Raw genomic sequence first — 23879 nt, 5'->3', positions numbered from 1 at the left:
CACACGCGCCCTCTAACAACAACGCTGCCCAGAAGGGGTCTTCAGTGACTGCCAGTTCCCAACTCCCCGGTTTCCGTAATCTTTCTCCGTCCGAGCGCCTGGAGGTAATGCGCCGCCAGTTCGGACTGAGCGAGGAGGACACCGCCCTGCTGCGCGACCAGGGCGCGCTGCCCATGGACATCGCCGATGGCATGATCGAGAACGTGATTGGCAAGTTCGAGCTGCCCCTAGGGCTGGCCGGCAATTTCATGATCAACGGCCGTGAGGTCGTGGTGCCGATGGTGGTGGAAGAGCCCTCGGTGGTGGCGGCGGCGTCCTACATGGCCAAACTGGCGCGGCCGGCGGGGGGCTTTCTGACTTCCAGCAGCGCGCCCCTGATGCGCGCCCAGATCCAGATCATCGGCCTGCACGACCCGGCCAACGCCCGGCTCAGCCTGCTGCGCCATCGCCAGCGCATCATCGAGCTGGCGAACAGCAAGGACGCCCTGCTCAACAAGCTGGGCGGCGGCTGCCGGGATCTGGAAGTGCATCTGTTCACCGACAGCCCCCGGGGCCCGATGGTGGTGGCCCACCTGGTGGTGGACGTGCGCGACGCCATGGGCGCCAACACCGTCAACACCATGGCGGAAGCGGTGGCGCCGCTGATGGAGGAGATCACCGGCGGCAAGGTGCGCCTGCGGATTCTGTCCAATCTGGCGGATTTGCGGCTGGCCCGCGCCCAGGTATGCATCGCTCCCGAACACTTTGAAACAGATGCCTTTGGTGGCGCGGACGTGATCGACCGTATCATCGACGCCTATACGTTCGCCGCCATCGACCCGTACCGGGCGGCCACCCACAACAAGGGCATCATGAACGGCATCGATCCGCTGATCGTCGCCACCGGCAACGACTGGCGGGCGGTGGAGGCCGGCGCCCACGCCTGGGCCTGCCGCAAGGGCCACTACGGATCACTCACCACCTGGGAGAAGGACGCCCGCGGCCATCTGGTGGGTACCATCGAAATGCCCATGCCGGTGGGCCTGGTGGGCGGCGCCACCAAAACCCATCCGCTGGCGCAACTGTCCCTGAGACTGCTGGGAGTGAAGACCTCCCAGGAACTGTCGGAAATCGCCGTGGCGGTGGGGCTGGCGCAGAACCTGGGCGCCCTGCGCGCGCTGGCCACCGAGGGTATCCAGCGCGGCCATATGGCCCTGCACGCGCGCAATATCGCGCTGTCCGCCGGCGCCCGGGGCGCCGAGGTGGACCAACTGGTGCGCCAGATGGTGGAGAACCATGATGTGCGCGCGGACCGGGCCGAAGCGCTGCTCAAGGCGCTGCGCGAACAATGAACGACGCGGTGCGGCTGGTCGAGGTGGGCGCCCGGGACGGTCTGCAGAACGAGGCCCGCACCCTGGCGCCGGCGGTGCGCGCCGAGCTGATCGGGCGGCTGGTGGAGGCGGGCCTGCGGCACATCGAGGCCGGCGCCTTCGTGTCGCCGCGCTGGGTGCCGCAGATGGCCGACACCGACCAGGTGCTGGCGCGGCTGCCCAAGCGCGCGGATGTGACCTACAGCGTGCTGGTGCCCAATGAGCGCGGCGTCACCGCCGCGCTGGCCGCCGGCGCCTCCGAAGTGGCGGTGTTCACCGCCGCGTCGGAGGCGTTCAACCAGCGCAATATCAACTGCTCCATCGCCGAGAGCCTGGCCCGGTTCGAGCCGGTGCTGCAACAGGCAAAAGCCCAGAGCGTACCGGTGCGAGGCTATGTGTCCTGTGTGCTGGGCTGCCCTTACCAGGGCCACGTGCCGGTGGAGCAGGTGGTGCGTACCGCGTCGGCGCTGGCGCGGCTGGGCTGTCATGAGATCAGCCTGGGTGACACCATCGGCGCGGGCGTGCCGTCGGCGGTCCGCGAACTGCTGGCCGCCTGCGCCACCGCCCTGCCGCTGGAGCGGCTGGCGGTGCATTTCCATGACACCCGGGGCATGGCGGTGGCCAACTGCCTGGCCGCCCTGGAGCAGGGCGTGCGGGTGTTCGACAGCTCGGTGTCCGGACTGGGCGGCTGCCCCTATTCCCCCGGCGCCACCGGCAACGTGGCCAGCGAGGAGCTGGTGTACCTGTTCGAAGGTCTCGGCTTGAACACCGGCGTGGACCTGGACCGGCTGGTGGCCGCCGGCGCCTTCGTCGACGGACACCTGGGACGGGCCACCCAGTCCCGGGTGGCCCGGGCCCATCACGCCAACAACGCTGCCAATACGACAATAAATTCGGAGAGCACATGATCGATAACACCGGCCTGACCATGCCGCCGAAGGGCGCGCTCAAGGATGTCATCGTCCTCGACCTGACCCGCGTCGTGGCCGGCCCCTACTGCGCCATGTTGCTTGCCGACATGGGCGCCACGGTGATCAAGATCGAACATCCTCGTGATCCGGATCTGACCCGCGCTTTTCCTCCGGCCCTCGGCGGAAGCGAAGAAGCCATCAGCGGCTTCTTCGCGCAATACAACAGAAACAAGATGGCGATCAGCCTCGACCTGAAGGCGGCCGCCGGCCGCGACCTGTTCCTGGAGATGGTGGGCAAGGCACACATCGTTCTGGAGAATTTCCGGCCCGGCACCATGGACAAGCTGGACCTGGGTTATGAGGTGCTCAAGGCCGCCAACCCGGCCATTGTGATGACCTCGATCAGCGGCTTCGGGCAGAGCGGCCCCAACGCGCCCCGCCCGGCCTTCGACAGCAGCGCCCAGGCCGCCGGCGGCCTGTGGTCCATGAACGGCACCGTGGAAGAGCCGATGCGCGTGGGCACCGTGCTCGGCGATCTCAGCGCCGCCCTGTACGGTGCCATCGGCACGCTTGGCGCCCTGCGCGAGGCGGAGCGCAGCGGCCATGGCCAGCAGGTGGATATCTCCCAACAGGACTCGATCATATCGCTCACCGAAAACGCCCTGGTCAATTACACCACCACCGGCAAGGTGGCGGTGCCGGAGGGCAACGGCCACCCGTTCGTCAAACCCTACGGGCGCTTTGCCTGCAAGGACGGCTATGTGTTCTTCGGTGCCTACACGGACAAATTCTGGCGGGAGGCCTGCCTGGTGTTCGGCGACGAAGCGCTGATCAACGATCCGGAGATCGACACCATGGCCAAACGCTTCGACCACGAGGTTTACCAACGCCGGGTACACCCGGTGGTGGAACGCTGGTGCGCCGCCTATACCAAGGAAGAGCTGGAGGCCATGACCGGTTCCCGGTTCCCGCTTTCGCCGATCAAGACCATCGATGAGGTGGTGGACGATCCCCATGTGCGCCAGCGGGATATGGTGATTCCGGTGGAGTACCAGGGCAGCCGTTTTCAGGTGTTTGGCAACCCGGTGAAGATGTCCGGCGGCACCAACGAGCAGGGCGCCCGCGCGCCGATGGTGGGCGAGTCGAACCAGGCGGTGTACCAGGGCTGGTTGGGGCGCTCCGAGGAAGAATTGGAAGCACTGCGGCGGGACGGCGTGGTGTAACGCCGCCCTCGTTTTTTCGCCAACAAAAAACCATTAAACAACAAAATAAGGTACCGCTATGAACGGCAAACATTTCGCCAGCCTGGCGCTGGTCTGTACCGTCCTGTTCGGCACGCTGGCCGGCGCCGCCGATGCACGCACCCTCCGTTATGCCATTGGTCACCCACCCAGCTCCTTCGTGGTGGATGTGGCCAAACAGTATGCCAGCACCGTCGAGGAACAATCGGACGGCGATCTCAAGGTGCGGGTCTTTCCCATGTCGCTGCTGAACTTCGCCGAGACCTCCGGCGGCGTGCGCGACGGCATGGCCGATATCGGCTTCGTGCTGACCTCTTACTTTCCGTCCGAGTTTCCGCACAGCAACGTGGCGGTGGAAGCGTCCATGCTGGTGGGCCTGCTGGGCGACAAAGCCCGGGGCCGGGAAGGCATGATTTTCATGGGCGCGCTGTCCGAGTTCACCTTCTTCAAATGCCCGGAGTGCAACCAGGAATTCAAACAGCAGAATCAGGTGTACACCGGCAGCACCGGCGGCACCTCCTATGGTCTGGTGTGCAACAAGCCGGTGGAAACCGAAGCCGACCTGAAAGGCATGCGCCTGCGGGTCGGTGCCGCCAACTGGTCACGCTGGGCGGAGGCGGTGGGTGCCTCACCGGTGACCATGTCCGCCAATGAAATGTTCGAGGCGCTGAGCCAGGGCGTGGTGTCCTGCATCGTGCTGGCCTCCCCGGAGATTCACAACTTCGGGCTCACCGACGTGGTCACCGATATCAACATGGACGTGCCCGGGGGCCCGATGCCCATCGCCGGCACCAACATCAATGCCGACACCTGGAAAGATCTTTCCGAGCAACAGCGCACGGTGATGATGCGCGCCGCCAGCGTGTTCTCCGCCGGCGTGCCCTGGATCTACCACCAGCATGAAGACCGCATTCTGTCCGAAGCCAAGGAGCGCGGCGTGCGGATTCATCACGCCGACCAGGCCTTGATCGAGAAGAACCGTGCCTTTATCGAACAGGACATGCAGCATATCGCCGAGGATTACAAAGCCCGCTATGGCGTGCAGAACGGCGAAGCCCTGATCAAGGAATTCCGTGCTCTGCTGGAAAAATGGACCGACCTGGTACAGGACGTGGACAGCGAGCAGGCACTGGCCGATCTTTACTGGGAAGAGATTTTCTCCAAGGTGGACGTCAGTCAGCACGGTCTTTAAGGGTACGGCGCGGCAGGGGTTGCCGCGCCCTTCCGCCGTCCCACCAGAATCCGCTCCCGGCAATTTTCCATGGCGAGACAAGCATGAGTCTTCTAACCGATGAGATCCGCGCCCTGATCGGCACCGAGGTGGCGCCGTTCGAGTTCGAGGTCAGCCGCAATGACATCCGCAAGTACGCGGTGGCCACCGGCCAGCGTCAGCAACGTTACCTGGATGGCGACGAGGCGCCGCTGATGTTTCTGTTCAGCGCCATGATGCCGGTGATTCCACTTTCCGAGTTGCTGCCGGACGGTCGCCAGCCGGACAGCCCGCTGATCCCCGAATTGCCGCTGAAACGCATCATGGCCGGCGGCAGCGAGTATCAGGTGCACGGCCGGATTCTGCCCGGGCAGGTGCTGGTCTGCCGGCAGAAGCTGGCCGACCTTTACGAAAAACAGGGCGGCTCCGGGCCACTGATTTTCATGGTGTTCGAAAATCGCTTCGAAACCCGGGATGGCGAGCCCGTGGTCACCGAGCTGCTCACCCGGATTGCGAGGTAATCGTCATGTCCACGTTTCAGGTCGCCGTTGGCGACACCCTGGAAACACGTTCCTTCGCAGCGGACAGCGTTCAGCTTTTTCTCTATAACGCGGCGATCTGGAACCCCCATCGTATTCACTACGACCTGCCGTACACCCGCGAAACCGAAGGCCACCCGCAACTGCTGATCGACGGACCACTGCAGGGCGACTGGCTCACCCAGATGGTGGAGGAGTGGCTGGGAACGCACGGCGTGCTGACCGCGTTCGCCTACAGCAACCGAATGGCGGCGTACCTGGGCGACGTGCTCACCGGCGCCGGCCAGGTCACCGAGTGCGAGGGGCAGAGCGCCACCCTCAGCCTGACGCTGAATAATCAGAACAATCAAACCACCACCGTGGCCACCGCCCGGGTGCGCTTCCAGGCGCGCCCCTGAGCCGGCCCGTGGGCCAGCGGGAGAGAAAATGATGTACCGGCTAGGACGTTGGCTCTCGAGCCTGACGGATTTCACCACGCTTATCGGCGGCCTTGCCATCGCCCTGATGATGCTGCACATCACCGCCGACGTGGTGCTGCGCTTTCTTTTTTCGTCGCCGATTCCCGGCACCATCACCTACGTGTCCAATTACTACATGGTGGTGGCCGCTTTCGTGCCGTTGGCCTACGCCGAGAAACTCGACGCCCATGTCAGCGTCGAGGTGGTGGTGGAACGGCTGCCACGCCGGCTGCAACGGCATCTGGCGCACTGGCTGCTGCCGGTGAGCGCCACGGTGCTGGGCTTCATGACGGTAAAAACCTGGGACGAAGCGGTCACCAAATTCCAAAGCGGCGCCGCCCTGGTGGAGGGCGGCACCACCATCATTACCTGGCCGGGCTATTTTGTGTTGCCTCTGGGCCTGGGCCTGATGGTGCTGGTGCTGGTCTACAAATTCCTGGTTTACCTGACCGGCGCCCGCTGCGGTCTGAGTGTCAGCGAGCAGGAGCGCCGCCGGGAGGCGGACGTGCGCCCATCGGCCGGCGTGGAGGGCGCTCACCATGAGTGATGTGCAGATCGGTCTTTCCGGGCTGGCGGTGCTGTTCGTGCTGATCGCCCTGCGGCTGCCCGTGGGGCTGGCGCTGATCGGCGTCTCCTTCGGCGGCCTCTGGTACATGATGGGCTGGGGCATCGCCTGGGGCTCCCTGGGCCTGATTCCCTATCAGTTCTCCGCCAACTGGGTGCTGAGCTCGGTGCCCATGTTCCTGTTGCTTGGCTATGTGTGCTACCACGCCCAGCTCACCCAGGGCCTGTTCCGGGCGGCACGCCTGTGGCTGACGCGCATTCCCGGCGGCCTGGCGGTGGCCTCGATCTTCGGCACCACCGGTTTCGCCGCGGTGTGCGGGTCGTCGGTGGCGTGCTCCGCGGCCATGGGCCGGGTGGCGGTGCCGGAAATGATCGAGCACCGTTATCAGCCCGGGCTCGCCACCAGCACCGTGGCCATCGCCGGCACGGTGGGGGCATTGTTGCCGCCGTCCATCATCATGATTCTGTACGGCATCATCGCCCAGGAGTCGATCACCAAGCTGTTCCTGGGCGGCATCGCCGCCGGCCTGATCACCGTGCTTGGCTACATCATCGTGGTGGTGACCCGGGTCAAGCTGAACCCGGCCCTGGCGCCGGCCACCGACGAGCACATCGACCGCGCGGAAAAATGGAAAGCACTGTGGGAAGTGTGGCCGGTGGTGGCGATCATGGTGGGCATTTTCGGCGGCCTGTTCGCCGGCCTTTTCACGCCCACCGAGGCGGGCGCGGTGGGCGCCGCCCTGGCCTGCGTGGTGGCGCTGTGCAAACGCACCCTGACCTGGGGGCGCTTCCGCGACGCCATTCTGGAAACACTGCTGACCACCGGCACCCTGCTGATCATCGCCATGGGCGCCAGCCTGCTGACCCGCTTTCTGTCGTTGTCCGGGGCCGGCGACTTTCTGTCGTCGCTGGTGATCGACGCCGGCGCCAGCACCTTCGCCGTGCTGATGATCATCGTGCTGATCTATCTGCTGCTGGGCATGTTCCTGGAGCCCATCGGCGCCATGCTGCTGACCCTGCCCATCGTACTGCCGATCATCGACAGCGCCGGCCTCAGCCTGATCTGGTTCGGCGTGGTGCTGACCAAACTGCTGGAGATCGGCATGGTGACGCCGCCCATCGGCATGAACATCTTCGTGATCAAGAGCGTGGTCGGCGACCTGGTCAACACCGGCGCCATCTTCAAAGGAGTGTTGTGGTTCCTGGTGATGGACATGGCGGTGCTGGTGGCACTGATGGCGTTTCCCGACATCATCCTGTTCCTACCCCGGGTGCTCGGCTGAGCGGCGCCCGGCTCAGGCCGCCCGCCGGGAGCGCAGCCACACCGCCAGCCCCTGGCTGTTGAGGGTCAGATCCATGCCCAGCAGCGCGTCGAGCCGCTGGTCGCTCAGCTCGCAGCCGTGCTCGCGCGCATGGCGGAACAGGTAGTCGCGCAGGGCGCTGCGCAGGGCGGCTTCCAGGCGGTCGTCGCCGACGCCACCGGCCACGCGCTCCGCCAGATCCACATAGTCGTCCACCATGCCGCGCAGGCGCTCGGCCAGCGGGCCGGGGTCTTCCACCGGCCCATAGTGAGTGAGATACATGCGCGCCGGTTGCAGCTTCATCAATTTGCCGATGGACGCCTGCAGGGCCGTGGGATCGAACTGCACCGGGGTGGTGGTGGGCAGGATGAACGGGCCCTTTTCGGTGGTCAGCGGCGGGTAGGACAGGCCGAAGGTGTCGCCGGTGAAGATGCCGGCGGAGGCCGGATCGTAAACGCAGAAATGGTGGTTGGCGTGGCCCGGGGTATCCAGGAACACCAGCCGCCGGTCCCCCACCGTCACCTCATCGCCGTCACCGGGCGTGCGCACCCGCTGCTCCGGCACCGGCAGGATCTCACCGTAGGTCTCGCGGAACGCCGCCTCGCCGTACACCGCCGTGGCCCCGGCCACCAGCCTGGCCGGGTCGATCATGTGGCGCGCGCCACGCGGATGCACCAGCAGGGTGGCCTCGGGCAACGCCTGCATCAGCCCGCCCACGCCGCCGGCGTGATCCAGATGCACATGGGTGGGAATCACATACTTCACCCGGCCACGGTCGATGCCCCGCTGTGCCAGCAGATCAAGCACAATCGGCACGGTGTGATGGGTGCCGGTTTCGATAACCGCGAATTCATCCCCACCCCGCAGCAGATAACAGGCGGCCAGTTCCTCCCGGACCATGGCGGTGTCGATGCGGGTGATGTCGTGGTCGAGATCTTGGTATATCGGAAAGGACATGGTCCCGAGCTCCTGAAAGATTTTCTTATGATTCGTCCAGCGGCACCGCCAGCACCGCGAAGGTGTCGCCCAGGCTGATCCGGGCCGGGTGGCGGCGGCCGATCAGCAGGCCGTCCACCGGGGCCAGGTATTCCGCCGGGGCGACGCCGGTGCGCTCGATGCCGTGGACCCGGGCGATCAGGTCGCCGGCGCATACCTGGTCACCCAGGTTGACGGCGAATTCCAGCAGCCCGGCGTGTTCGCTCTGCAGATAGTGGGCGGCGTCCGGAATCTCCAGCAGGCGGGTGGGGCTGGCCAGGGGTTCGCCGGCCAGGATGCCGGCGTGGCGCAGCACGTTCTCCACGCCCTGTTCCGCCAGGGCCACGCTTTCCGGGGTGGAGGTGCCGCCGCCGCGCAGCTCGGTGCTGATGAACACCTTGCCCTGCTCCTCCACCACGGTGTCGAATTTGCGACGGCAACTAGTCCCAAGGGCCGGTCACCCTGCCCTATGACTATAACCTGACTTAGAAACTGACGCAGGGCTGGTAGCAAGCCCTGCAAGAAGTCGCCGCGCTATATCATCAGTGGGGCTACGGCAGCGTCATCCCGACCGGCAAGACCTGGAAGATCCGAACCGACGGTGGTGACTGAATCACCTGGGCCCTCAACGCCAAATTTTAGTGCACGGCGAAGGCGCAGCAGCAGTGAACTTTTAATGAGAAGATGGCGCCGTCTATCTTATGGGGATTTTTCCAAAATAACTATTATTTGATATCAACGAAGTGCTAAATAATATCGTTTTCGAGGGAAACACCACTCCAAACGCGACGACCTCTTTTCGACGAAAGAAATGGACGGACAACCCTTAATAGCTAATTTTCTAGAAAATAGGCATGGGCTTATTCATAAAACGGCAAGCTGCCCAAGACCAGATCAACCATAGTTAGAGCATCGAAATTTACCCCGCAGGTTCACAATTAAACCGCCTCATCAACAAAACGAACAGGTCCAATTACAGGTTATAGCGGTGAAGCTGACGCAAAGCTATCTCTTTAGAAACAGAAGACGGCAAGGAGCACCCTAAATCGAGCCAGTGAATACTGTTATAATAACGGTAACCATCATGATCAACATAGAGGCTCAGCAAATCCTTAAGCCTGCGCTTTGGGAGCGATATCACACACCGAAGTGCAAATATTGTTCTATATTCATCATCATTTCGTTTCAATTCATCAATTATAACTTCGTCGCTTAGGCTAGAAATCACACTTTTCGGAAGTTGCCTTATAATAAACTTCATCACAGAATTGCCAACATCAATTCTAAAAATATCAGCAATCCGTTTCTTTCCTATTTCTATAATAGCGAATGCTTTACCTTCATCAGAAGCGCTGTTCATTTTTACAGAAAAAAATCTCTCGCCGTCAACGTAATATGACATATTTTTTATTCGGTCCACATCCTCCCATTCGCCGAAGCGGGAAAAATAATTAAGCAGGCTCTCGGAGGCATCCACACGGAATTCATCCAAAACCTTTCTAATTAAACACAAGTCCTCTTTATCACCTATTAAACAAAGATTCGCTAGCGCAATAGTACAGAATTTATTTGTGATAAACCCTTCGAGGGTCACTATCCTACCGTAGCCCTCATCGTCTACAGATCCATCTGCCTTCATTCTTTTTAAAGCTTTATAGAAAAAATTTTTGAATCCATCTTTCAAATAACTTCTCATTTCATTTTTTGTTTGCTTTCTGTGACCGCAGAACATGGCAGCCAGCTCACTCTCACAAAAGACTCCCGCAGCCATAACTTTTTCTCTCAACGTTAAAAGATTAAGCTCGGAAAGGCGACTGATCTCATAACGCTCATAGAATTTACTGTCGGGGCCTTTTCCAGAAAAAGTGCCAAGCCCATATTTTGGCCCTGGACTTTCGATTGTCAGCACTTTCCTCACAATGGATTTATCGAGGTCCCGCCCTACTTTTAATAAAAATTCAACTGCCAGAAGCCTTATTTCATGATTGCTATCCGAAAGTAAATTTTCAGCGGACTCTTGGCTTAACTCTTTACGCTCAAGCAATATTTTCGCCGCACCAATTCTTATTTTATCGGGCTTTGCAGACAGACAAATATTAACCGTTTCTGTGGTCAATGACTCCGGCTTTTCAAATAATCTTGAAACCAGATCCGACGTCACTGTGTCGACACCCTTTTCAACGACCCGTTTTAGCGCCAAGTCTATACTTTGCCTGGATATTATTTCCACGATAGCTGATTCGATAAAGCTGCGTCGATCTATAGAAAGTCGAGAGCCAACTCTTTCCAACAATTCTACATCTTTAAACGTCCCATTATTTGCTATAAAAGACGACGCCTCTTCGAAAGTTTGCTGCCCTAATTTCTCTGAAAACCATAGCTCAAGAACTTTCTCTCTATCTGCAATTCCACCCACATCCAGAGAGGAGGGGCACGCTATATTTAAGATATGTATTGCATTCTTTTTTTCTATTTCGCTACCGGTGATAGATAAAAATTTAACTCTATCATAGCCCCCCCCCCGCTTTTGCCTTAGACACCCAATGCCATAGAGGGACATTTTGATATCCAAAACCGGCAACACCACAGTCGATTAATGCTGTTATTTCTTTATTGGAAAGGGCGACATCTCGTAGCTTCTGGAAAATCAAGTTCGCGTCATGATTTCCGATATACGAATTATCATTTCCCGACCTGCTAACCGCGGAAGCGATTAGACGAAACCTTGCGATATCATGGGCATTTGTTTCTTCCCATGCCGGAGTCCTAGACAGTATGTCAGACAGGAATTCTCGCGCGCTACCGTCAATCAAATACATGCTGGGACTTGATGTCTTGTCAGCTTCTTTAGCTTCCAGAGGCGCACGTTCAGGCTGACTTTCGTTTTCAGGCTCCTCGGACGAAATTTCAGTCTCACGCCAACCGATCTCCATTACCTTTTTACGTATGAGAGATCGAAACTCATCTAAAATCGAAAAATCTTTAAAAAATATTTTTTTCTCATCAACGCATTTTTTTCGAAAATCTATAACTCTTCTAAACTCTTCCTTTGGCTCAAGCCCGTCGGGTATCGGAATATTCTTAAAATATATAGCCAGATCTTTCATCCGGCCGTCTTCTATATGCTTGGTCGCCCTCGAAAGCTCCTCCTCGAAACCCGAGGTGTATTCACTGTCACTCGAAGATGGCCGAGACCCCCACCTATTAGCCAAAACGCCTATGAAATACTCGCATTTATCGAGATCTTCGTTGATTTTGTCTTGGGGTCGCTGGTAACCAGGAATAGTGTCTTCCCAGCCAACCAACTTGAACTCGCACTTCCAATGTTCTGAATTGCTCAAGTTTATTTCATCAATCACACTACGTGCGACTTTTCGCTCCTCGTCCAACCCACCAGGGGAGCCAATAAAAATACGTATTATTTTAATTTTGTCTGACACCTCTTACCCCTCGAAGCTTACCATTTGTTGACGTCTATCAAATTTACAAATTGACCTGATTATATTTCAAGATGAAAAATTCGGAAATTTATTTAAAATAAAATAATAAGTAATATTTTATTTTTATCAAGACAATATTCCAGGCTGATAGAGCTTCCTCGCTACGTACATGCGCAGCCCTCCCAAGGGCCTAGCCTCTTATCGTCGCGCGCCCACCCTGGCTGTTCAACATCACATCCAGCTCCAGCAATTTTTCCAGCGGTGACCTCGGGCAACGCCTGCATCAGCCCGCCCACACCGCCGGCGTGATCCAGATGCACATGGGTGGGAATCACATACTTAACCCGGCCACGGTCGATGCCCCGCTGCGCCAGCAGATCAAGCACAATCGGCACGGTGTGATGGGTGCCGGTTTCGATAACCGCGAATTCATCCCCACCCCGCAGCAGATAACAGGCGGCCAGTTCCTCCCGGACCATGGCGGTGTCGATGCGGGTGATGTCGTGGTCGAGATCTTGGTATATCGGGAAAGCTGGCATTTCAGCTCCAGGCGGGCGGGTTCATCTTTGTTCTGATTCTGACCGCAATCAGGGCGTTCGCCAAATCGGCAGCCGCTCAAACCCGGCGGGGAAACCCATTTTCTCCACCTCCACGCCATGGCGCTCCAGCAATTCCAGCAGGCGCTCTTTCCATTCATGTCCGGGGCTGATTCGATCAAGCAGGAAAACAAGCGTGGCCAGGGTGTTATAGATGCGGCGATCAGCGCGCCGATTGACACTGGAAGCCAGCGCTTCCGGTTTGCTGCGTGGTAACGGCATGGTCACCGTCAGGCTGCGGTTCCAGACGCGACTGTGGTGCGCGCAGAGATTCCTGACATAGGTAAGGTGTCGAACGAATCCTCGCAGTACGCTTTGGTCAAAGCTCCATTCCCTGGCAATAACGGTGGCGTCCGAGGGCTTCAGCTGCGTCAGCCAGCGGGACAGCAAGCCCAGGGACATCACCTCGCACACGGACCAGATAGGAGGAAGCCCGGGCTCCCGGTAAGTATTGAGATAGTGCTGGATAAAGAGCTCATCGGACCGGCGCACTTCTTTCTCCAGACGTCGGAGATTGCGCTCATGCCAGTCAGTTCGTTTGGCGTGTTTTGTTTCCAGATAAGCGTGGGAACCGTAACGATGCGCCAGCTGATAGGCCCAAATCGTTCTCAGCGAAACCTCTACACGCTCTATCGCATCCATCAACAGCAGTCTGAACTCTCGATCAAAAACATAGAGGTTCAAAACGTCGTCAAAACAGCTGCCTTGTTTAAATTGATGGGTTTCATGCTCGGCTTCAAAAGGAAGCCAATAGGCGGTCAGCCGGTAGTAGTTCAGGTGTTTCAGGTAGTGCCTGGCTCGCCGGGGGTCATTGATACGCATGCCCCGCTCGCGCAATAACGCGATTTGCTCATCCAGCGTCCTGGCTGGCTTGTTGAAATCCATTTCAACCCCCCAGAAATAAGTAACCCGCCGGTTTGAGGATACCGTTCCTGCCGTACGATATGACTCATAGGGACAGGGGCCGGCATAGCCTTGGCGGGTTTTGTTGCTGATATTTTAGGCGCTGCCTAACGACCCTGCAAGCAACCTTCACGGAACCAGCGTCAAAGCGGCACCGCCAGCACCGCGAAGGTGTCGCCCAGGCTGATCCGGGCCGGGTGGCGGCGGCCGATCAGCAGGCCGTCCACCGGGGCCGGGTATTCCGCCGGGGCCACGCCGGTGCGCTCCAGGCTGTGCACCCGGGCAATCAGGTCGCCGGCGCATACCTGGTCGCCCAGGTTGACGGCGAATTCCAGCAGCCCGGCGTGTTCGCTCTGCAGGTAGTGGGCTGCGTTCGGAATCTCCAGTAGGCGGGTGGGGCCGGCCTGGGGTTCGCCGGCCAGGATGCCGGCGTGGCGCAGCACGTTCTCCACGCCCTGTTCCGCCAGGGCCACGCTTTCCGGGGTGGAGGTGCCGCCGCCGCGCAGCTCGGTGCTGATGAACACCTTGCCCTGCTCCTCCACCACGGTGTCATAGAGGGCGGCGCCTTCCAGTTCCGCCATCAACAGGGTGTTGGGGGCGCCGAAGGCCAGGGCGCCGTCCAGGCAGCGCCGTGCCAGATCCTCGTCGTCGAGCCGGTGGGTGGCGGCGAACGGCAGCAGGTCCAGGGTGCGGCCCCCGGAATGGATGTCCAGGGCCAGGTCGCAGAGGGGTACCAGGTAGCGGGTGAAATAGTCGGCGATGCGCTCGGTCAGGGTGCCGGTGGGGTTGCCCGGAAAGGCCCGGTTCAGGTTGCCCTTGTCGATGGGCGAGGTGCGGGTGCCGTTGAGGGCGGCGGGGTGGTTCATCATCGGCACGATGATCACCCGGCCACGGATGTCCTCGGCGCGCAGCCGGTTGGCCAGCTTGAGCAGGGCGGTGATGCCCTCGTACTCGTCGCCGTGGTTGCCGCCGGTGAGCAGGGCGGTGGGGCCGTCGCCGTTGCGCACCACGGTGATCGGGATCATCAGGCTGCCCCAGGCGGAGTCGTCGTGGGAGTGTGGCAGCTTGAGGAAGCCATGCTGCACGCCGTCGCGGCCGTAATCGACGGTGGCGGTGATCGGGTTGTCCTGCATGAAGGTCTCCTGGCGGTCGGCGCGGGTGGCGCCGGGCGCACCGCCAATATAGCGACCGCCCGGCCGCTCGACGAGCCCCTCCGGGGCGCCGGGGCCGGCGGCCATGACGGGCCGGGTCTTTGTCCCTATAATGCCGGTTTTCGCGGCGCGGCCGCGCATTCCGCAATACAGGACGCCCCCAATGACCGACAAAGGCACCCTCTATATCGTGTCGGCCCCCTCCGGCGCCGGCAAGACGTCGCTGGTGGCGGCGCTGGTCAAGAAGCTGCCGCGGCTGCGGATTTCCGTGTCGCACACCACCCGGCCGCGCCGGGAGGGTGAAGTGGAAGGGGTGAACTACCACTTCACCAGCCGCGAGCAGTTCGTGCGCATGATCGAGGAAGGCCGCTTCCTGGAGCACGCCGAGGTGTTCGGCAACCTGTACGGCACCAGCGCCGATTGGGTGGCGGACACCCTGCGCGCCGGCGAGGACGTGATTCTGGAGATCGACTGGCAGGGGGCGTCCCAGATTCGCCATCTGCTGCCCGACGCGGTCAGCCTGTTCATCCTGCCGCCGTGCCTGAAGACCCTGGCCGAGCGCCTGCGCGGCCGGGCCTCCGACCACGACCACGTGATCGAGAAGCGGCTGGCCGGCGCCCGCGAGGAAATGAGCCACTACGCCGAATTCGACTATCTGGTGGTCAACGACAACTTCGAGCGGGCGCTCCACGAGATGGCCAGCATCGTCGAGGCCGACCGGCTGCGCACCACCCGCCAGGCGGTCCGCCAGGCCGCCACCCTTGCCGACTTGTTGTCAGGCACGGAAACCCAGTAAACTCCCGCTCCCGCAACAGGAGAACCTCCATGGCCCGTGTAACCGTAGAAGACTGCCTGGAAAAACTGGACAACCGTTTCGAGCTGGTTCTGGTATCCAGCCGGCGCGCGCGCCAGCTGCAGACCGGCGGCAAGGAGCCGCGGGTGGCCTGGGAAAACGACAAGCCCACCGTGGTGGCGCTGCGCGAGATCGCCGAAGGCCACGTGACCGCCGAATCGATGGACAACCCGATGGCCGACCAGGGCGCCGAGGTGGATGACCTGGCGCTGCTGACCCAGTCGTTCGGCGAGTAATCGCCGCCGCTGGCGCCGTTCGAGCGAGCCCGCCCTTCGAGGCGGGCTTTTTCGTTGCGACGCCGCACACAAATCCCTGCTTTATCAAGCACTCACAAGCCTCATCGTAGACAAATTGTCACGCCACTCCTAAGCTAGGAAAGATCGTTAACCTTTAACGCCCTGGCGGCACGGCGAGGCCCCTTGCCCTCCATTCGTAACCTGGAAAAACGGCTGCGCAGCTACCTGACGGACGACCAGATCGCCCAGGTGACCCGCGCCTATCATTTCGCCGAAAGAGCCCATGAGGGCCAGTACCGGCGAACCGGGGACCCCTACATCACGCATCCGCTGGCGGTGGCCAACATCCTGGTGGATATGCACATGGACTCCGCTTCACTGATGGCGGCCATGCTGCACGACGTGATCGAGGACACCGGCTACAGCAAGGAACAGATCGCCGAGGAGTTCAGCGAGGAAGTGGCCGAGCTGGTGGACGGCGTCTCCAAGATCGCCCAGATCAAGTTCGAGTCCAAGGCCGAGCAGCAGGCCGAGAACCTGCGCAAGATGATGCTGGCCATGACCCGCGACATCCGCGTGATCCTGGTCAAGCTGGCCGACCGGCTGCACAACATGCGCACCCTGCATGTGATGAAGCCCGACAAACGCCGCCGCATCGCCACCGAGACCCTGGAAATCTACGCCCCCATCGCCTTCCGGCTGGGCATGTACAACATGCGGGTGGAATACGAGGACCTGGCCTTCCACAACATCCACCCGATGCGCGCCCGGCGCATCGGCAAGGCGGTGCAGGCGGCCCGCGGCAACCGCAAGGAAATCCTCTCCTCGATCAAGGCCAGCATTGAGCACAGCCTCAAGGAAGAGGGCATCGAGGCCCGGGTGCTGGGCCGAGAGAAGCATCTCTACAGCATCTACCAGAAGATGAAGGAACAGCATAAGCCGTTCTCGGAGATCATGGACGTGTTCGGCTTCCGCATCATCGTCGACCGGGTGGACACCTGTTACCGGGTGCTGGGGGCGGTACACAACCACTTCATCCCGATTCCGGGCCGCTTCAAGGACTATGTGGCGATCCCCAAGGCCAACGGTTATCAGTCCCTGCACACCACCCTCAAGGCCCATTCCGGCATTCCGCTGGAAATCCAGATCCGCACCGAGGAGATGGAGGCGATGGCCAACAACGGCATCGCCGCCCACTGGCTGTACAAGGCCAGCGACGAATCCGGTTCCCCCACCCACACCCGCGCCCAGTCCTGGATGCAGCGCCTGCTGGAAATCCAGCAAAAGGCGGGCAACTCCATGGAATTCCTGGAAAATGTGAAGGTGGACCTGTTCCCGGACGAGGCCTATGTGTTCACCCCCAAGGGCGACATCAAGGAGCTGCCCGCCGGCGCCACCCCGGTGGATTTCGCCTACGCGGTGCACACCAAGGTCGGCAACCGCTGCGTGGCGGCGCGCATCGACGGCAAGCTGGCGGCGCTGTCCACGCCGCTGGAATCCGGCCAGACGGTGAAGATCATCACCGCCCCCAGCGCCACCCCCAACCCGGGCTGGCTCAACTTCGTGGTCACCGGCAAGGCGCGCTCCAATATCCGCCATTTCCTCAAGCAGCAACGCCGGGAGGACGCCGCCGAGCTGGGCCGGCGGCTGCTGGAGAAAGCCCTCAGCGGCTATGAGATGGAGCTGAGCCGGCTGTCCGAGGCGACCCTGGCGGTGGAACTGGCGGACAACAACTACGGTGGTTTCGACGACCTGCTCGAGGACATCGGCATGGGCAACCGGCTGGCGCCCCTGGTGGCGCGCAAGCTGGCCGGCGCCCGCGAGGACGAGGAGGACAGCCGCGACCGGGACCGCCGCCCGCTGGCGATCCGTGGCAGCGAAGGGCTGATGGTCACCTACGCCAAGTGCTGCTACCCGCTGCCCGGCGACACCATCCTCGGCCATCTGAGCGCCGGCCGAGGCATCGTGGTGCACCGCGACACCTGCAAGAATCTGCTGGCGGAAATGCGCAGCGCCCCGGAGAAATGCATCCCCCTGGACTGGGATAAGGAAGTGGGCCAGGAATTCACCGCCGCCCTGCGCATCGAGCTGGTCAACAAGCGCGGCGTGCTCGCCACCCTGGCCAACAGCGTCTCCGAGCTGGGCTCCAACATAGACACCATCGACATGGCCGAGAAGGACCCGACCCTGTCGGTCATCAACGTTACCCTCACGGTCAAGGACCGCATTCATCTGGCCCGCATCATCAAACGTTTGCGTACGCTGGATAATGTTGTGAGGATTCACCGTATCAGCGCCTGAGCCCCAACCGGGCCCGGTGCCATTCATACTTCAGGAAAGCGCAATCATGTCCAATCGTTCCGTGATCAACACCGACCGGGCGCCCGCCGCCATCGGCACCTATTCCCAGGCCATCAAGGCCGGCGCCACCGTCTATCTGTCCGGCCAGATCCCCCTGGACCCGGCCACCATGCAGCTGGTGGACGGCGATATGGAAGCCCAGATCCGCCAGGTCTTCGACAACCTGACCGCGGTCTGCGAAGCGGCCGGCGGCGGCCTGAAGGACATCGTCAAACTGAACATCTTCCTCACCGACCTGAACCACTTCGCCCTGGTCAACGAGGTGATGGCCAGCTACCTGCAGGAACCCTACCCGGCCCGCGCCGCCATCGGCGTGGCAGCCCTGCCGAAGGGCGCCGGCGTGGAAATGGACGGCATCATGGACATCGCCTGACGCCATCCGCCGGTGACCGGATCACCGGGTTTGCACCAAGGGGCATCATTGCGATGCCCCTTTTTGTTAGCTGTTCCCGCACGGCCGGCACGGCGACGACCATTGCGACACCCCGCTTCCCAGCTTCCGGGCTACGAATACTTCCCACTTTCCAGGACGCCCCGCCCGGTGCGGGGCTTTTGTCTTGACAGCGCCGGGCATCGGGTCGGATAGTCAAATTCCGCTGTCTGGAAACACTATTCCGCACAGCGAAACAGAAAGAAAAAAAGACCAATAAAACCAAAAAAAAGGGAGAGCTCATCGTGGATTCCAATGCCGGAAAATACGCGAAGACCCTGCTGTGCGCGCTAATTGCCGGGGGTCTGCTGACCGCCTGCGGTGGCGACAGCAACCACCACTACACCGAAACCCCCTCCGAACCCCAACGCCAACAAGACAGCCGCACGTTCGCCGTTGATGAAGCGAGCTTGCCGTTCAGCGACATCGCCGGCCACGCCAACTCCAGCCGCTGGTCGGGCGTGCGCCCCAGCGGCGCCGGCTACCGCATCGAAGTGCCGGAGAACTGGAACGGCAAGCTGGTGATGTACGCCCACGGCTACCGGGGCGAGGGTGAGGAACTGACCGTCTCCAACCCGAGCATCCGCCAGCATCTGCTCGATGAAGGCTATGCCTGGGCCGCCTCCAGCTACTCCACCAACTACTACGACGTGCGTACCGGTGTGGAGGACACCAACGAGCTGGCGCTGGCGTTCAACGACATCGCCGAGGAGAACGGTCGCACCCTGGACCCGCCCTCCAGGGTCTACATCATCGGCCACTCCATGGGCGGCCACGTCACCGCCGCCGCCATCGAGCAGGAAACCTACGCCACCGCCAATAACCACCAGGAATACGACGGCGCCGTGCCGATGTGCGGCGTGGTCGGCGATACCTTCGAGTTCCAGTACCTGGCGCAGGTCACCATGGCCGCCCAGCACTTCGCCCATATGGTGAACCCGGAGGCACCGCCGCTGACCGCGATTCCCGCCACCAACTTCGATGTGGGCGCCATCAACGACGTGGTCTGGGACAGCGTGCCCACCACCAGCAGCCTGGGCGTGCTCAGCGAGGAAGGCGAGAAGATGCAGGCCCTGGTGCGCAACCTGTCCGGCGGCCAGCGCCCGATCGCCGACATCGGCTTCCGCACCTATTACTGGGGCGTGGTGATGGGCACCGGCGGCCGGGGCGGCGACGTCAACGGCATCCTCAGCGGCAACCTGACCGGCAACGCCGGGGTCACCTATCAGTTCGACAATTTCCCGCCGCTCACCGCCGAGGAGCAGGCGTTCAATGACACCATCCTGCGCGTGGAAGGCGACCCGGCGGCCAATGGCCCGCGCAGCGACGGCCTGCGCTGGATTCCGGTGATCAACGGTGAATTCAATATTCCGGTGGTCAGCCTGCAGGGGCTGGGGGATCTGTACGTGCCCTTCCGCCATGGCCAGCTCTATCGGCAACGGGCCGAAGCCAACGGCAGCGACGGCTGGCTGGTACAGCGGGCGATCCGCTCACCGGGCCACTGCGACTACACCCTGGAAGAGCAACAAGCCGCCTTCGACGACATGATCAACTGGGAACAGAACTCGATCAAACCCGACGGCGATGACTTCCTGGACCCGGCCAACGTGGCCGGCGACGACTTCGGTTGTCAGTTCAGTAGCGAACGCAACGGACTGCCGCCCTGTACCCCTCCGTAACCGGCGGGTTTCATCGACCGGAAACAAAAACGCCCCGCATTGCGGGGCGTTTTTTTATCGGGGATCGCGACTGAAGTCGCTCCTACAAAAAAGGCCTTACCGTAGGAGCGGCTTCAGCCGCGATCCAGGGCCAGCTCGGAGTCCAGCACCTTTTCGAACCCTTCCGGCAGCACATCCGCCCAGGCGCGCAGGTCCTCGCGCAGCTTTTCCAGGGTCGGCGCGGTCAGGTTGGCGTGGCCCACCTTGCGGCCCGGGCGCACGGATTTGCCGTACCAATGCACCACGCCGGGATGCTGCAGCCAGGCCTGGTCGAAGGGCGTGCCGATCAGATTCACCATGGCGGTGGGGCCGTGCACGTTCAGCGAATGCAGGGGCACCCCGGCCAGGGCGTGCACGTGCAGGTCGAACTGGGACCAGTCGGCGCCTTCGTGGGTCCAGTGGCCGGAATTGTGCACCCGGGGGGCAATCTCGTTGACCAGCAGTTCGCCGTCCTGCTCGAAGAACTCCACCGCCATCACACCGGCGTAGTCCAGCTCTTCCATGATGCGCCGCAGGGTGTCCTCGGCCTGCGGCTGGAGGGCGGCGCTGGCCACCGCCGGCGCCAGGCTCAGGCGCAGGATGCCGTCCACGTGCCAGTTGCGGGTAAGCGGGTAGAACAGGGTCTCGCCGTCGGTGCTGCGGGCGCCGACGATGGACAGCTCGCGGCGGAACGGAATCTTCTTCTCGACGATGGCGCGGCCGGCCAGTTCCTCGGCGGGCACCGCGCTCAGGTCGCCGCCCTCGCCCACGATCCAGGTGCCACGGCCGTCGTAACCGCCACTGCGCGCCTTGACCACCACGCCGCCGAAGTCCGCCACCGCCGAGGACAGGTCCTCCACCCGGTCAAGCAAACGCCAGGGGGCGGTGGGGATGCCGAGCCGGTCGAGCATGGATTTCTGGTCGAAGCGGTCGGGGATGGTGGCCAGGGCGCCCCGGGCCACGCAGCGGTCGCTGGCCGCCAGTTGCGCGGACAGGCCGGTGTCCGGGAAGGCTTCCCGCTCCACAGTGATCACCGGGTAGCGTTCCAGGCACTCTTCCCAGGTGATCGGCACCGCCAGATCGGAGGTGCCGGGCAGCAGCACCGCCTGCTCCGGGTCATAACGGTCCACCACCAGGCCAAGCCGGGCCGCCGCCTCGGCCATCATCAGGCCAAGCTGGCCACCGCCCAGCACCAGCACCCGGTTCATTCGAAGCTTTCCTGGCCCAGGTGGGCGTCCGCCAGCACCTGGTCGGCGCGGGAGGTTTTCCAGTCGGCGATGCGCTTAAGCAGGTCCGGGTCCCGGGCGGCCAGCATCTGGGCCGCCAGCAGGCCGGCGTTCCAGGCCCCGGCGGCGCCGATGGCCAGGGTGCCCACGGCCACGCCCTTGGGCATCTGTACGATGGAGAGCAGGCTGTCCAGGCCGGACAGGGCGCGGCTCTTCACCGGCACGCCGAGCACCGGCAGCGGCGTCATGGAGGCGATCATGCCGGGCAGGTGGGCGGCGCCGCCGGCGCCGGCGACGATCACCTGGTAGCCCTGGTCCACGGCGGTTTCGGCGAATTCCACCAGGCGCTTGGGCGTGCGGTGGGCCGACACCACTTCCGCTTTCCAGCCCACGCCAAACTGGCTGAGCGCGTCACAGGCTTCCTTCATGGTCTCCCAGTCGGACTGGGACCCCATCACCACGGCTACCGGTATCGTCATCGCTTGCTTCTCCCCTTGGGCGGTCGCGCCCTCGGCGCCTGTTCTGGAAGGCGCACACTGTACTGATTCCAGGGCTGTGCACAAGGGCGTAAAGATACCGCAGCGCGCCCCCCAGGCCCAGGGCCGGGGCCCGCCAGGGGGGATTTTCAGGCCGGATCGTCCAGCACCGTCGGGTAACCGGCCCGGTAATCCGGGTAGCGCAGCCGGTAGCCGCCGCCGGCGATGAACCGGCTGTGGATGCGCTTGCCGGTGGGCGGCGCGTCCGGCACCGGCAGGGACAGCCCCAGCCGCTCCGCCAGCCAGGCGTAGACCTCAAGATTGCTGACCGGATGGTTGTCGGTGCCCACCACCAGCGGCGGCACGGTGTCTCCGGCCAGCCAGCGCCCGGCCAGTTCATGCAGCAGGCCGACGCAGTCGTCCCGGTGAATGCGGTTGCTCCAGGTGGCGGCCGGCAGGGCTTCCTCGCCCCGCGCCAGCTTCTCCACCTTGGAGAGCAGGCGCCGCCGCCCGGGGCCATAAATGCCGGAGAAGCGCACCGCCGTGGCCAGCCCCCGGGCGCTGATTTCCTGCTCCGCCGCCAGCACCACCTTGCCGTTGTAGCGGGTCGGGCGGGGCGGGGTTGTCTCGTCCACGTCGCCTTCCAGGTCACCGAACACGGCGGTGCTGGAGACAAACAGCACCGGCGGCAACGGCTGGCGGGCGGCCAGGGCATCGAGCAGATTCAGGGGCGCGCGCACATAGGCTTTCAGGTAACCCTGCTCGTTGTATTCCGAGGGCGTCATGATCACCACCAGCAGATCCACCCGGTCCGGGGGCAGCAGATGGGCGCCGTCGAGCAGGTCCTGGCGGTACAGATCGACCCCCGGCGGGGCATCGGCGCCCCGGCGGATACCACTTACCCGGTGGCCGTCGGCGCACAGGCGGGTGGCAAGGCCGGTGCCCAGGTCACCGAGTCCGGCGATCAGAATATGGCTCATTGGCGGTCAGTCCGGCAGAATGGGGGTTCATTGAAAATACTTGTTGCGCTTATGACCCTAACAGAACTTCGCTATCTGGTCGCTCTCGCCCGCGAGCGTCATTTTGGCCACGCGGCGCAGGTGTGCAACGTCAGCCAGCCCACCCTCAGCGCGGCCATCAAAAAGCTGGAAGAGCAGCTTGGCATGCCGCTGTTCGAGCGGCGCCCCCGGGAGGTGGTGGTCACGCCCCAGGCGGAACCCATCGTCGCCCAGGCCCAGCGCGTGCTGGAGCAGGCCGACCTGCTGGAGCAGATGGCCATGAGCCAGCGCGATCAGCTGGGTTCGCCGCTGCGGGTGGGCGCCATCTTTACCGTGGCGCCCTATCTGTTCCCCACCATGGTGCCGCGGGTACGGGCGGAAGCCCCGGAAATGCCGCTGTTCATCGAGGAGAACTACACCCACGTGCTGCGCGGCAAACTGGACCGGGGCGAGCTGGACGCCATTATCGTGGCGCTGCCGTTCTCCGGCGGTGGCTTGGTGCGCGCCAAGATGTACGAGGAATCGTTCTCGGTGCTGCTGCCCGGCGACCACCCCTGGACCAAGCAGAAGCAGATCCGCCCGGAACAGCTGCTGGAGGAAACCCTGCTGCTGCTCGGCGAGGGCCACTGCTTCCGCGATCAGGTGCTGGAGCTGTGCCCGGCCATCGACTCCGAGCGCCAGCGCAATCTGGTACAGATCGAGGGCGGCTCCCTGGAGACCCTGCGGCACATGGTGGCCTCCGGGCTGGGCATCACGGTGCTGCCGGACTCGGCGCTGCACCAGCACGGCTACGACAAGTCCACCTTCGCGGTGCGACCGTTCGCGCCGCCGGTTCCGTCACGCACCATCGCTCTGGTCTGGCGCGACAGCTTCCCCCGGCCCAAGGCCATCGAGGTGCTGCGCCACTCCGTGCCCCGCGAAGGACTGGCGGCCTGACCCACCCGGGATGAGCCAGCAGCCATGA

At 62.4% G+C, this 23879-nt stretch carries 24 protein-coding genes; 14 read left to right on the top strand and 10 right to left on the bottom strand.

The window, feature by feature from the left end:
• Nucleotides 1-44 precede the first annotated feature (44 nt).
• The 8 genes from FGS76_RS16580 (at nucleotide 45) to FGS76_RS16545 (ending at nucleotide 7555) form a co-directional block, all read left to right on the top strand.
• The gene (locus tag FGS76_RS16580) at nucleotides 45-1331 is read left to right on the top strand and encodes a hydroxymethylglutaryl-CoA reductase, degradative (protein WP_138773759.1); all 1287 of its coding nucleotides are present in this window, start codon (nucleotides 45-47) and stop codon (nucleotides 1329-1331) included.
• Nucleotides 1328-2257 (top strand): hydroxymethylglutaryl-CoA lyase, encoded by a 930-nt coding sequence (locus tag FGS76_RS16575; protein WP_138773758.1) that lies wholly within the window; start codon nucleotides 1328-1330, stop codon nucleotides 2255-2257. The genes FGS76_RS16580 and FGS76_RS16575 overlap by 4 nt, the downstream gene beginning before the upstream one ends.
• Nucleotides 2254-3483, top strand: a complete 1230-nt coding sequence (locus FGS76_RS16570; protein WP_138773757.1) for a CaiB/BaiF CoA transferase family protein — start codon at nucleotides 2254-2256, stop codon at nucleotides 3481-3483. Before FGS76_RS16575 ends, FGS76_RS16570 begins: the two co-directional genes overlap by 4 nt.
• Nucleotides 3484-3541: 58 nt before the next feature.
• The gene (locus FGS76_RS16565) at nucleotides 3542-4693 is read left to right on the top strand and encodes a C4-dicarboxylate TRAP transporter substrate-binding protein (RefSeq protein WP_138773756.1); all 1152 of its coding nucleotides are present in this window, start codon (nucleotides 3542-3544) and stop codon (nucleotides 4691-4693) included.
• Nucleotides 4694-4776: 83 nt separating this feature from the next.
• The gene (locus tag FGS76_RS16560) at nucleotides 4777-5232 is read left to right on the top strand and encodes an FAS1-like dehydratase domain-containing protein (RefSeq protein ID WP_138773755.1); all 456 of its coding nucleotides are present in this window, start codon (nucleotides 4777-4779) and stop codon (nucleotides 5230-5232) included.
• Between the two features lie 5 nt (nucleotides 5233-5237).
• Nucleotides 5238-5648, top strand: a complete 411-nt coding sequence (locus tag FGS76_RS16555; protein ID WP_138773754.1) for a hotdog family protein — start codon at nucleotides 5238-5240, stop codon at nucleotides 5646-5648.
• Between the two features lie 28 nt (nucleotides 5649-5676).
• Nucleotides 5677-6255 (top strand): TRAP transporter small permease, encoded by a 579-nt coding sequence (locus FGS76_RS16550; protein ID WP_240692580.1) that lies wholly within the window; start codon nucleotides 5677-5679, stop codon nucleotides 6253-6255.
• The gene (locus FGS76_RS16545; protein ID WP_138773753.1) at nucleotides 6248-7555 is read left to right on the top strand and encodes a TRAP transporter large permease; all 1308 of its coding nucleotides are present in this window, start codon (nucleotides 6248-6250) and stop codon (nucleotides 7553-7555) included. The genes FGS76_RS16550 and FGS76_RS16545 overlap by 8 nt, the downstream gene beginning before the upstream one ends.
• Before the next feature lie 12 nt (nucleotides 7556-7567).
• Here the strand turns inward: FGS76_RS16545 and FGS76_RS16540 are convergent, their stop codons facing one another.
• From FGS76_RS16540 to doeB, 7 genes are all read right to left on the bottom strand, one after another.
• On the bottom strand, nucleotides 7568-8530 hold the full coding sequence (locus tag FGS76_RS16540) for an MBL fold metallo-hydrolase (protein WP_138773752.1): 963 nt from the start codon (nucleotides 8528-8530) through the stop codon (nucleotides 7568-7570).
• Between the two features lie 25 nt (nucleotides 8531-8555).
• Nucleotides 8556-8945 (bottom strand): succinylglutamate desuccinylase/aspartoacylase family protein, encoded by a 390-nt coding sequence (locus FGS76_RS16535; RefSeq protein WP_240692579.1) that lies wholly within the window; start codon nucleotides 8943-8945, stop codon nucleotides 8556-8558.
• Nucleotides 8946-9521: 576 nt separating this feature from the next.
• On the bottom strand, nucleotides 9522-11108 hold the full coding sequence (locus FGS76_RS16530) for a hypothetical protein (RefSeq protein ID WP_138773750.1): 1587 nt from the start codon (nucleotides 11106-11108) through the stop codon (nucleotides 9522-9524).
• Complete coding sequence (locus FGS76_RS16525) at nucleotides 11056-11988, bottom strand: DUF4062 domain-containing protein (RefSeq protein ID WP_138773749.1); 933 nt, start codon at nucleotides 11986-11988, stop codon at nucleotides 11056-11058. The genes FGS76_RS16530 and FGS76_RS16525 overlap by 53 nt, the downstream gene beginning before the upstream one ends.
• Before the next feature lie 161 nt (nucleotides 11989-12149).
• Nucleotides 12150-12527: an MBL fold metallo-hydrolase gene (locus tag FGS76_RS16520; RefSeq protein ID WP_240692578.1), complete on the bottom strand. Its 378-nt coding sequence runs from the start codon at nucleotides 12525-12527 to the stop codon at nucleotides 12150-12152.
• Nucleotides 12528-12575: 48 nt separating this feature from the next.
• A complete protein-coding gene (locus FGS76_RS16515) occupies nucleotides 12576-13469 on the bottom strand; it encodes an Abi family protein (protein ID WP_138773748.1) in 894 nt (297 codons plus the stop codon).
• A gap of 161 nt (nucleotides 13470-13630) precedes the next feature.
• Nucleotides 13631-14620 (bottom strand): N(2)-acetyl-L-2,4-diaminobutanoate deacetylase DoeB, encoded by a 990-nt coding sequence (gene doeB, locus FGS76_RS16510; protein WP_138773954.1) that lies wholly within the window; start codon nucleotides 14618-14620, stop codon nucleotides 13631-13633.
• Nucleotides 14621-14801: 181 nt separating this feature from the next.
• On the opposite strand from doeB, the gene gmk reads away from it, so the two are divergent.
• From gmk to FGS76_RS16485, 5 genes are all read left to right on the top strand, one after another.
• Entirely contained in the window at nucleotides 14802-15434 is a 633-nt protein-coding gene (gmk, locus tag FGS76_RS16505; protein ID WP_138773747.1) for a guanylate kinase, read from the top strand.
• Between the two features lie 29 nt (nucleotides 15435-15463).
• A complete protein-coding gene (rpoZ, locus tag FGS76_RS16500; RefSeq protein ID WP_138773746.1) occupies nucleotides 15464-15727 on the top strand; it encodes a DNA-directed RNA polymerase subunit omega in 264 nt (87 codons plus the stop codon).
• Nucleotides 15728-15910: 183 nt separating this feature from the next.
• The gene (spoT, locus tag FGS76_RS16495) at nucleotides 15911-18028 is read left to right on the top strand and encodes a bifunctional GTP diphosphokinase/guanosine-3',5'-bis pyrophosphate 3'-pyrophosphohydrolase (RefSeq protein ID WP_138773745.1); all 2118 of its coding nucleotides are present in this window, start codon (nucleotides 15911-15913) and stop codon (nucleotides 18026-18028) included.
• 46 nt (nucleotides 18029-18074) lie between these two features.
• Nucleotides 18075-18461 carry a RidA family protein gene (locus tag FGS76_RS16490; protein WP_138773744.1) on the top strand — a complete coding sequence of 129 codons (387 nt, stop codon included), beginning with the start codon at nucleotides 18075-18077 and terminating at the stop codon, nucleotides 18459-18461.
• A gap of 302 nt (nucleotides 18462-18763) precedes the next feature.
• On the top strand, nucleotides 18764-20197 hold the full coding sequence (locus tag FGS76_RS16485; RefSeq protein ID WP_205717282.1) for an alpha/beta hydrolase family protein: 1434 nt from the start codon (nucleotides 18764-18766) through the stop codon (nucleotides 20195-20197).
• A gap of 113 nt (nucleotides 20198-20310) precedes the next feature.
• On the opposite strand, the gene FGS76_RS16480 is transcribed toward FGS76_RS16485, so the two are convergent.
• The 3 genes from FGS76_RS16480 to FGS76_RS16470 all read right to left on the bottom strand — a co-directional run bounded on the left by FGS76_RS16480 (nucleotide 20311) and on the right by FGS76_RS16470 (nucleotide 22897).
• Entirely contained in the window at nucleotides 20311-21423 is a 1113-nt protein-coding gene (locus FGS76_RS16480) for a 5-(carboxyamino)imidazole ribonucleotide synthase (RefSeq protein ID WP_138773743.1), read from the bottom strand.
• Nucleotides 21420-21920 (bottom strand): 5-(carboxyamino)imidazole ribonucleotide mutase, encoded by a 501-nt coding sequence (purE, locus tag FGS76_RS16475; protein WP_138773742.1) that lies wholly within the window; start codon nucleotides 21918-21920, stop codon nucleotides 21420-21422. The genes FGS76_RS16480 and purE overlap by 4 nt, the downstream gene beginning before the upstream one ends.
• 146 nt (nucleotides 21921-22066) lie before the next feature.
• Nucleotides 22067-22897, bottom strand: coding sequence for an NAD-dependent epimerase/dehydratase family protein (locus tag FGS76_RS16470; RefSeq protein ID WP_138773741.1), 831 nt, complete (start codon nucleotides 22895-22897; stop codon nucleotides 22067-22069).
• A 51-nt stretch (nucleotides 22898-22948) separates the two neighbouring features.
• Between FGS76_RS16470 and FGS76_RS16465 the strand changes: the two genes are divergently transcribed.
• Nucleotides 22949-23851: a hydrogen peroxide-inducible genes activator gene (locus FGS76_RS16465; protein WP_138773740.1), complete on the top strand. Its 903-nt coding sequence runs from the start codon at nucleotides 22949-22951 to the stop codon at nucleotides 23849-23851.
• The last annotated feature ends 28 nt before the right edge of the window (nucleotides 23852-23879 follow it).

The sequence above is a fragment of the Alloalcanivorax gelatiniphagus genome, assembly GCF_005938655.1.
Taxonomy (GTDB): Bacteria; Pseudomonadota; Gammaproteobacteria; order Pseudomonadales; family Alcanivoracaceae; genus Alloalcanivorax; species Alloalcanivorax gelatiniphagus.
Note: the sequence above shows the minus strand (reverse complement) of the source record. Positions and strands in the feature narration are given on the sequence as shown.

Excerpts from the sequence above, each read along its gene's own strand:
- FGS76_RS16560 (WP_138773755.1), top strand. The coding sequence starts at position 4,777 with ATGAGTCTTCTAACCGATGAGATCCGCGCCCTGATCGGCACCGAGGTG.
- purE (WP_138773742.1), bottom strand. The coding sequence starts at position 21,920 with ATGACGATACCGGTAGCCGTGGTGATGGGGTCCCAGTCCGACTGGGAG.
- FGS76_RS16490 (WP_138773744.1), top strand. The coding sequence starts at position 18,075 with ATGTCCAATCGTTCCGTGATCAACACCGACCGGGCGCCCGCCGCCATC.
- FGS76_RS16550 (WP_240692580.1), top strand. The coding sequence starts at position 5,677 with ATGATGTACCGGCTAGGACGTTGGCTCTCGAGCCTGACGGATTTCACC.
- doeB (WP_138773954.1), bottom strand. The coding sequence starts at position 14,620 with ATGCAGGACAACCCGATCACCGCCACCGTCGATTACGGCCGCGACGGC.
- FGS76_RS16470 (WP_138773741.1), bottom strand. The coding sequence starts at position 22,897 with ATGAGCCATATTCTGATCGCCGGACTCGGTGACCTGGGCACCGGCCTT.
- FGS76_RS16540 (WP_138773752.1), bottom strand. The coding sequence starts at position 8,530 with ATGTCCTTTCCGATATACCAAGATCTCGACCACGACATCACCCGCATC.
- FGS76_RS16570 (WP_138773757.1), top strand. The coding sequence starts at position 2,254 with ATGATCGATAACACCGGCCTGACCATGCCGCCGAAGGGCGCGCTCAAG.
- FGS76_RS16515 (WP_138773748.1), bottom strand. The coding sequence starts at position 13,469 with ATGGATTTCAACAAGCCAGCCAGGACGCTGGATGAGCAAATCGCGTTA.
- FGS76_RS16565 (WP_138773756.1), top strand. The coding sequence starts at position 3,542 with ATGAACGGCAAACATTTCGCCAGCCTGGCGCTGGTCTGTACCGTCCTG.
- FGS76_RS16555 (WP_138773754.1), top strand. The coding sequence starts at position 5,238 with ATGTCCACGTTTCAGGTCGCCGTTGGCGACACCCTGGAAACACGTTCC.
- FGS76_RS16575 (WP_138773758.1), top strand. The coding sequence starts at position 1,328 with ATGAACGACGCGGTGCGGCTGGTCGAGGTGGGCGCCCGGGACGGTCTG.
- FGS76_RS16520 (WP_240692578.1), bottom strand. The coding sequence starts at position 12,527 with ATGCCAGCTTTCCCGATATACCAAGATCTCGACCACGACATCACCCGC.
- FGS76_RS16465 (WP_138773740.1), top strand. The coding sequence starts at position 22,949 with ATGACCCTAACAGAACTTCGCTATCTGGTCGCTCTCGCCCGCGAGCGT.
- rpoZ (WP_138773746.1), top strand. The coding sequence starts at position 15,464 with ATGGCCCGTGTAACCGTAGAAGACTGCCTGGAAAAACTGGACAACCGT.
- gmk (WP_138773747.1), top strand. The coding sequence starts at position 14,802 with ATGACCGACAAAGGCACCCTCTATATCGTGTCGGCCCCCTCCGGCGCC.
- FGS76_RS16530 (WP_138773750.1), bottom strand. The coding sequence starts at position 11,108 with ATGTCCCTCTATGGCATTGGGTGTCTAAGGCAAAAGCGGGGGGGGGGC.
- FGS76_RS16480 (WP_138773743.1), bottom strand. The coding sequence starts at position 21,423 with ATGAACCGGGTGCTGGTGCTGGGCGGTGGCCAGCTTGGCCTGATGATG.
- FGS76_RS16545 (WP_138773753.1), top strand. The coding sequence starts at position 6,248 with ATGAGTGATGTGCAGATCGGTCTTTCCGGGCTGGCGGTGCTGTTCGTG.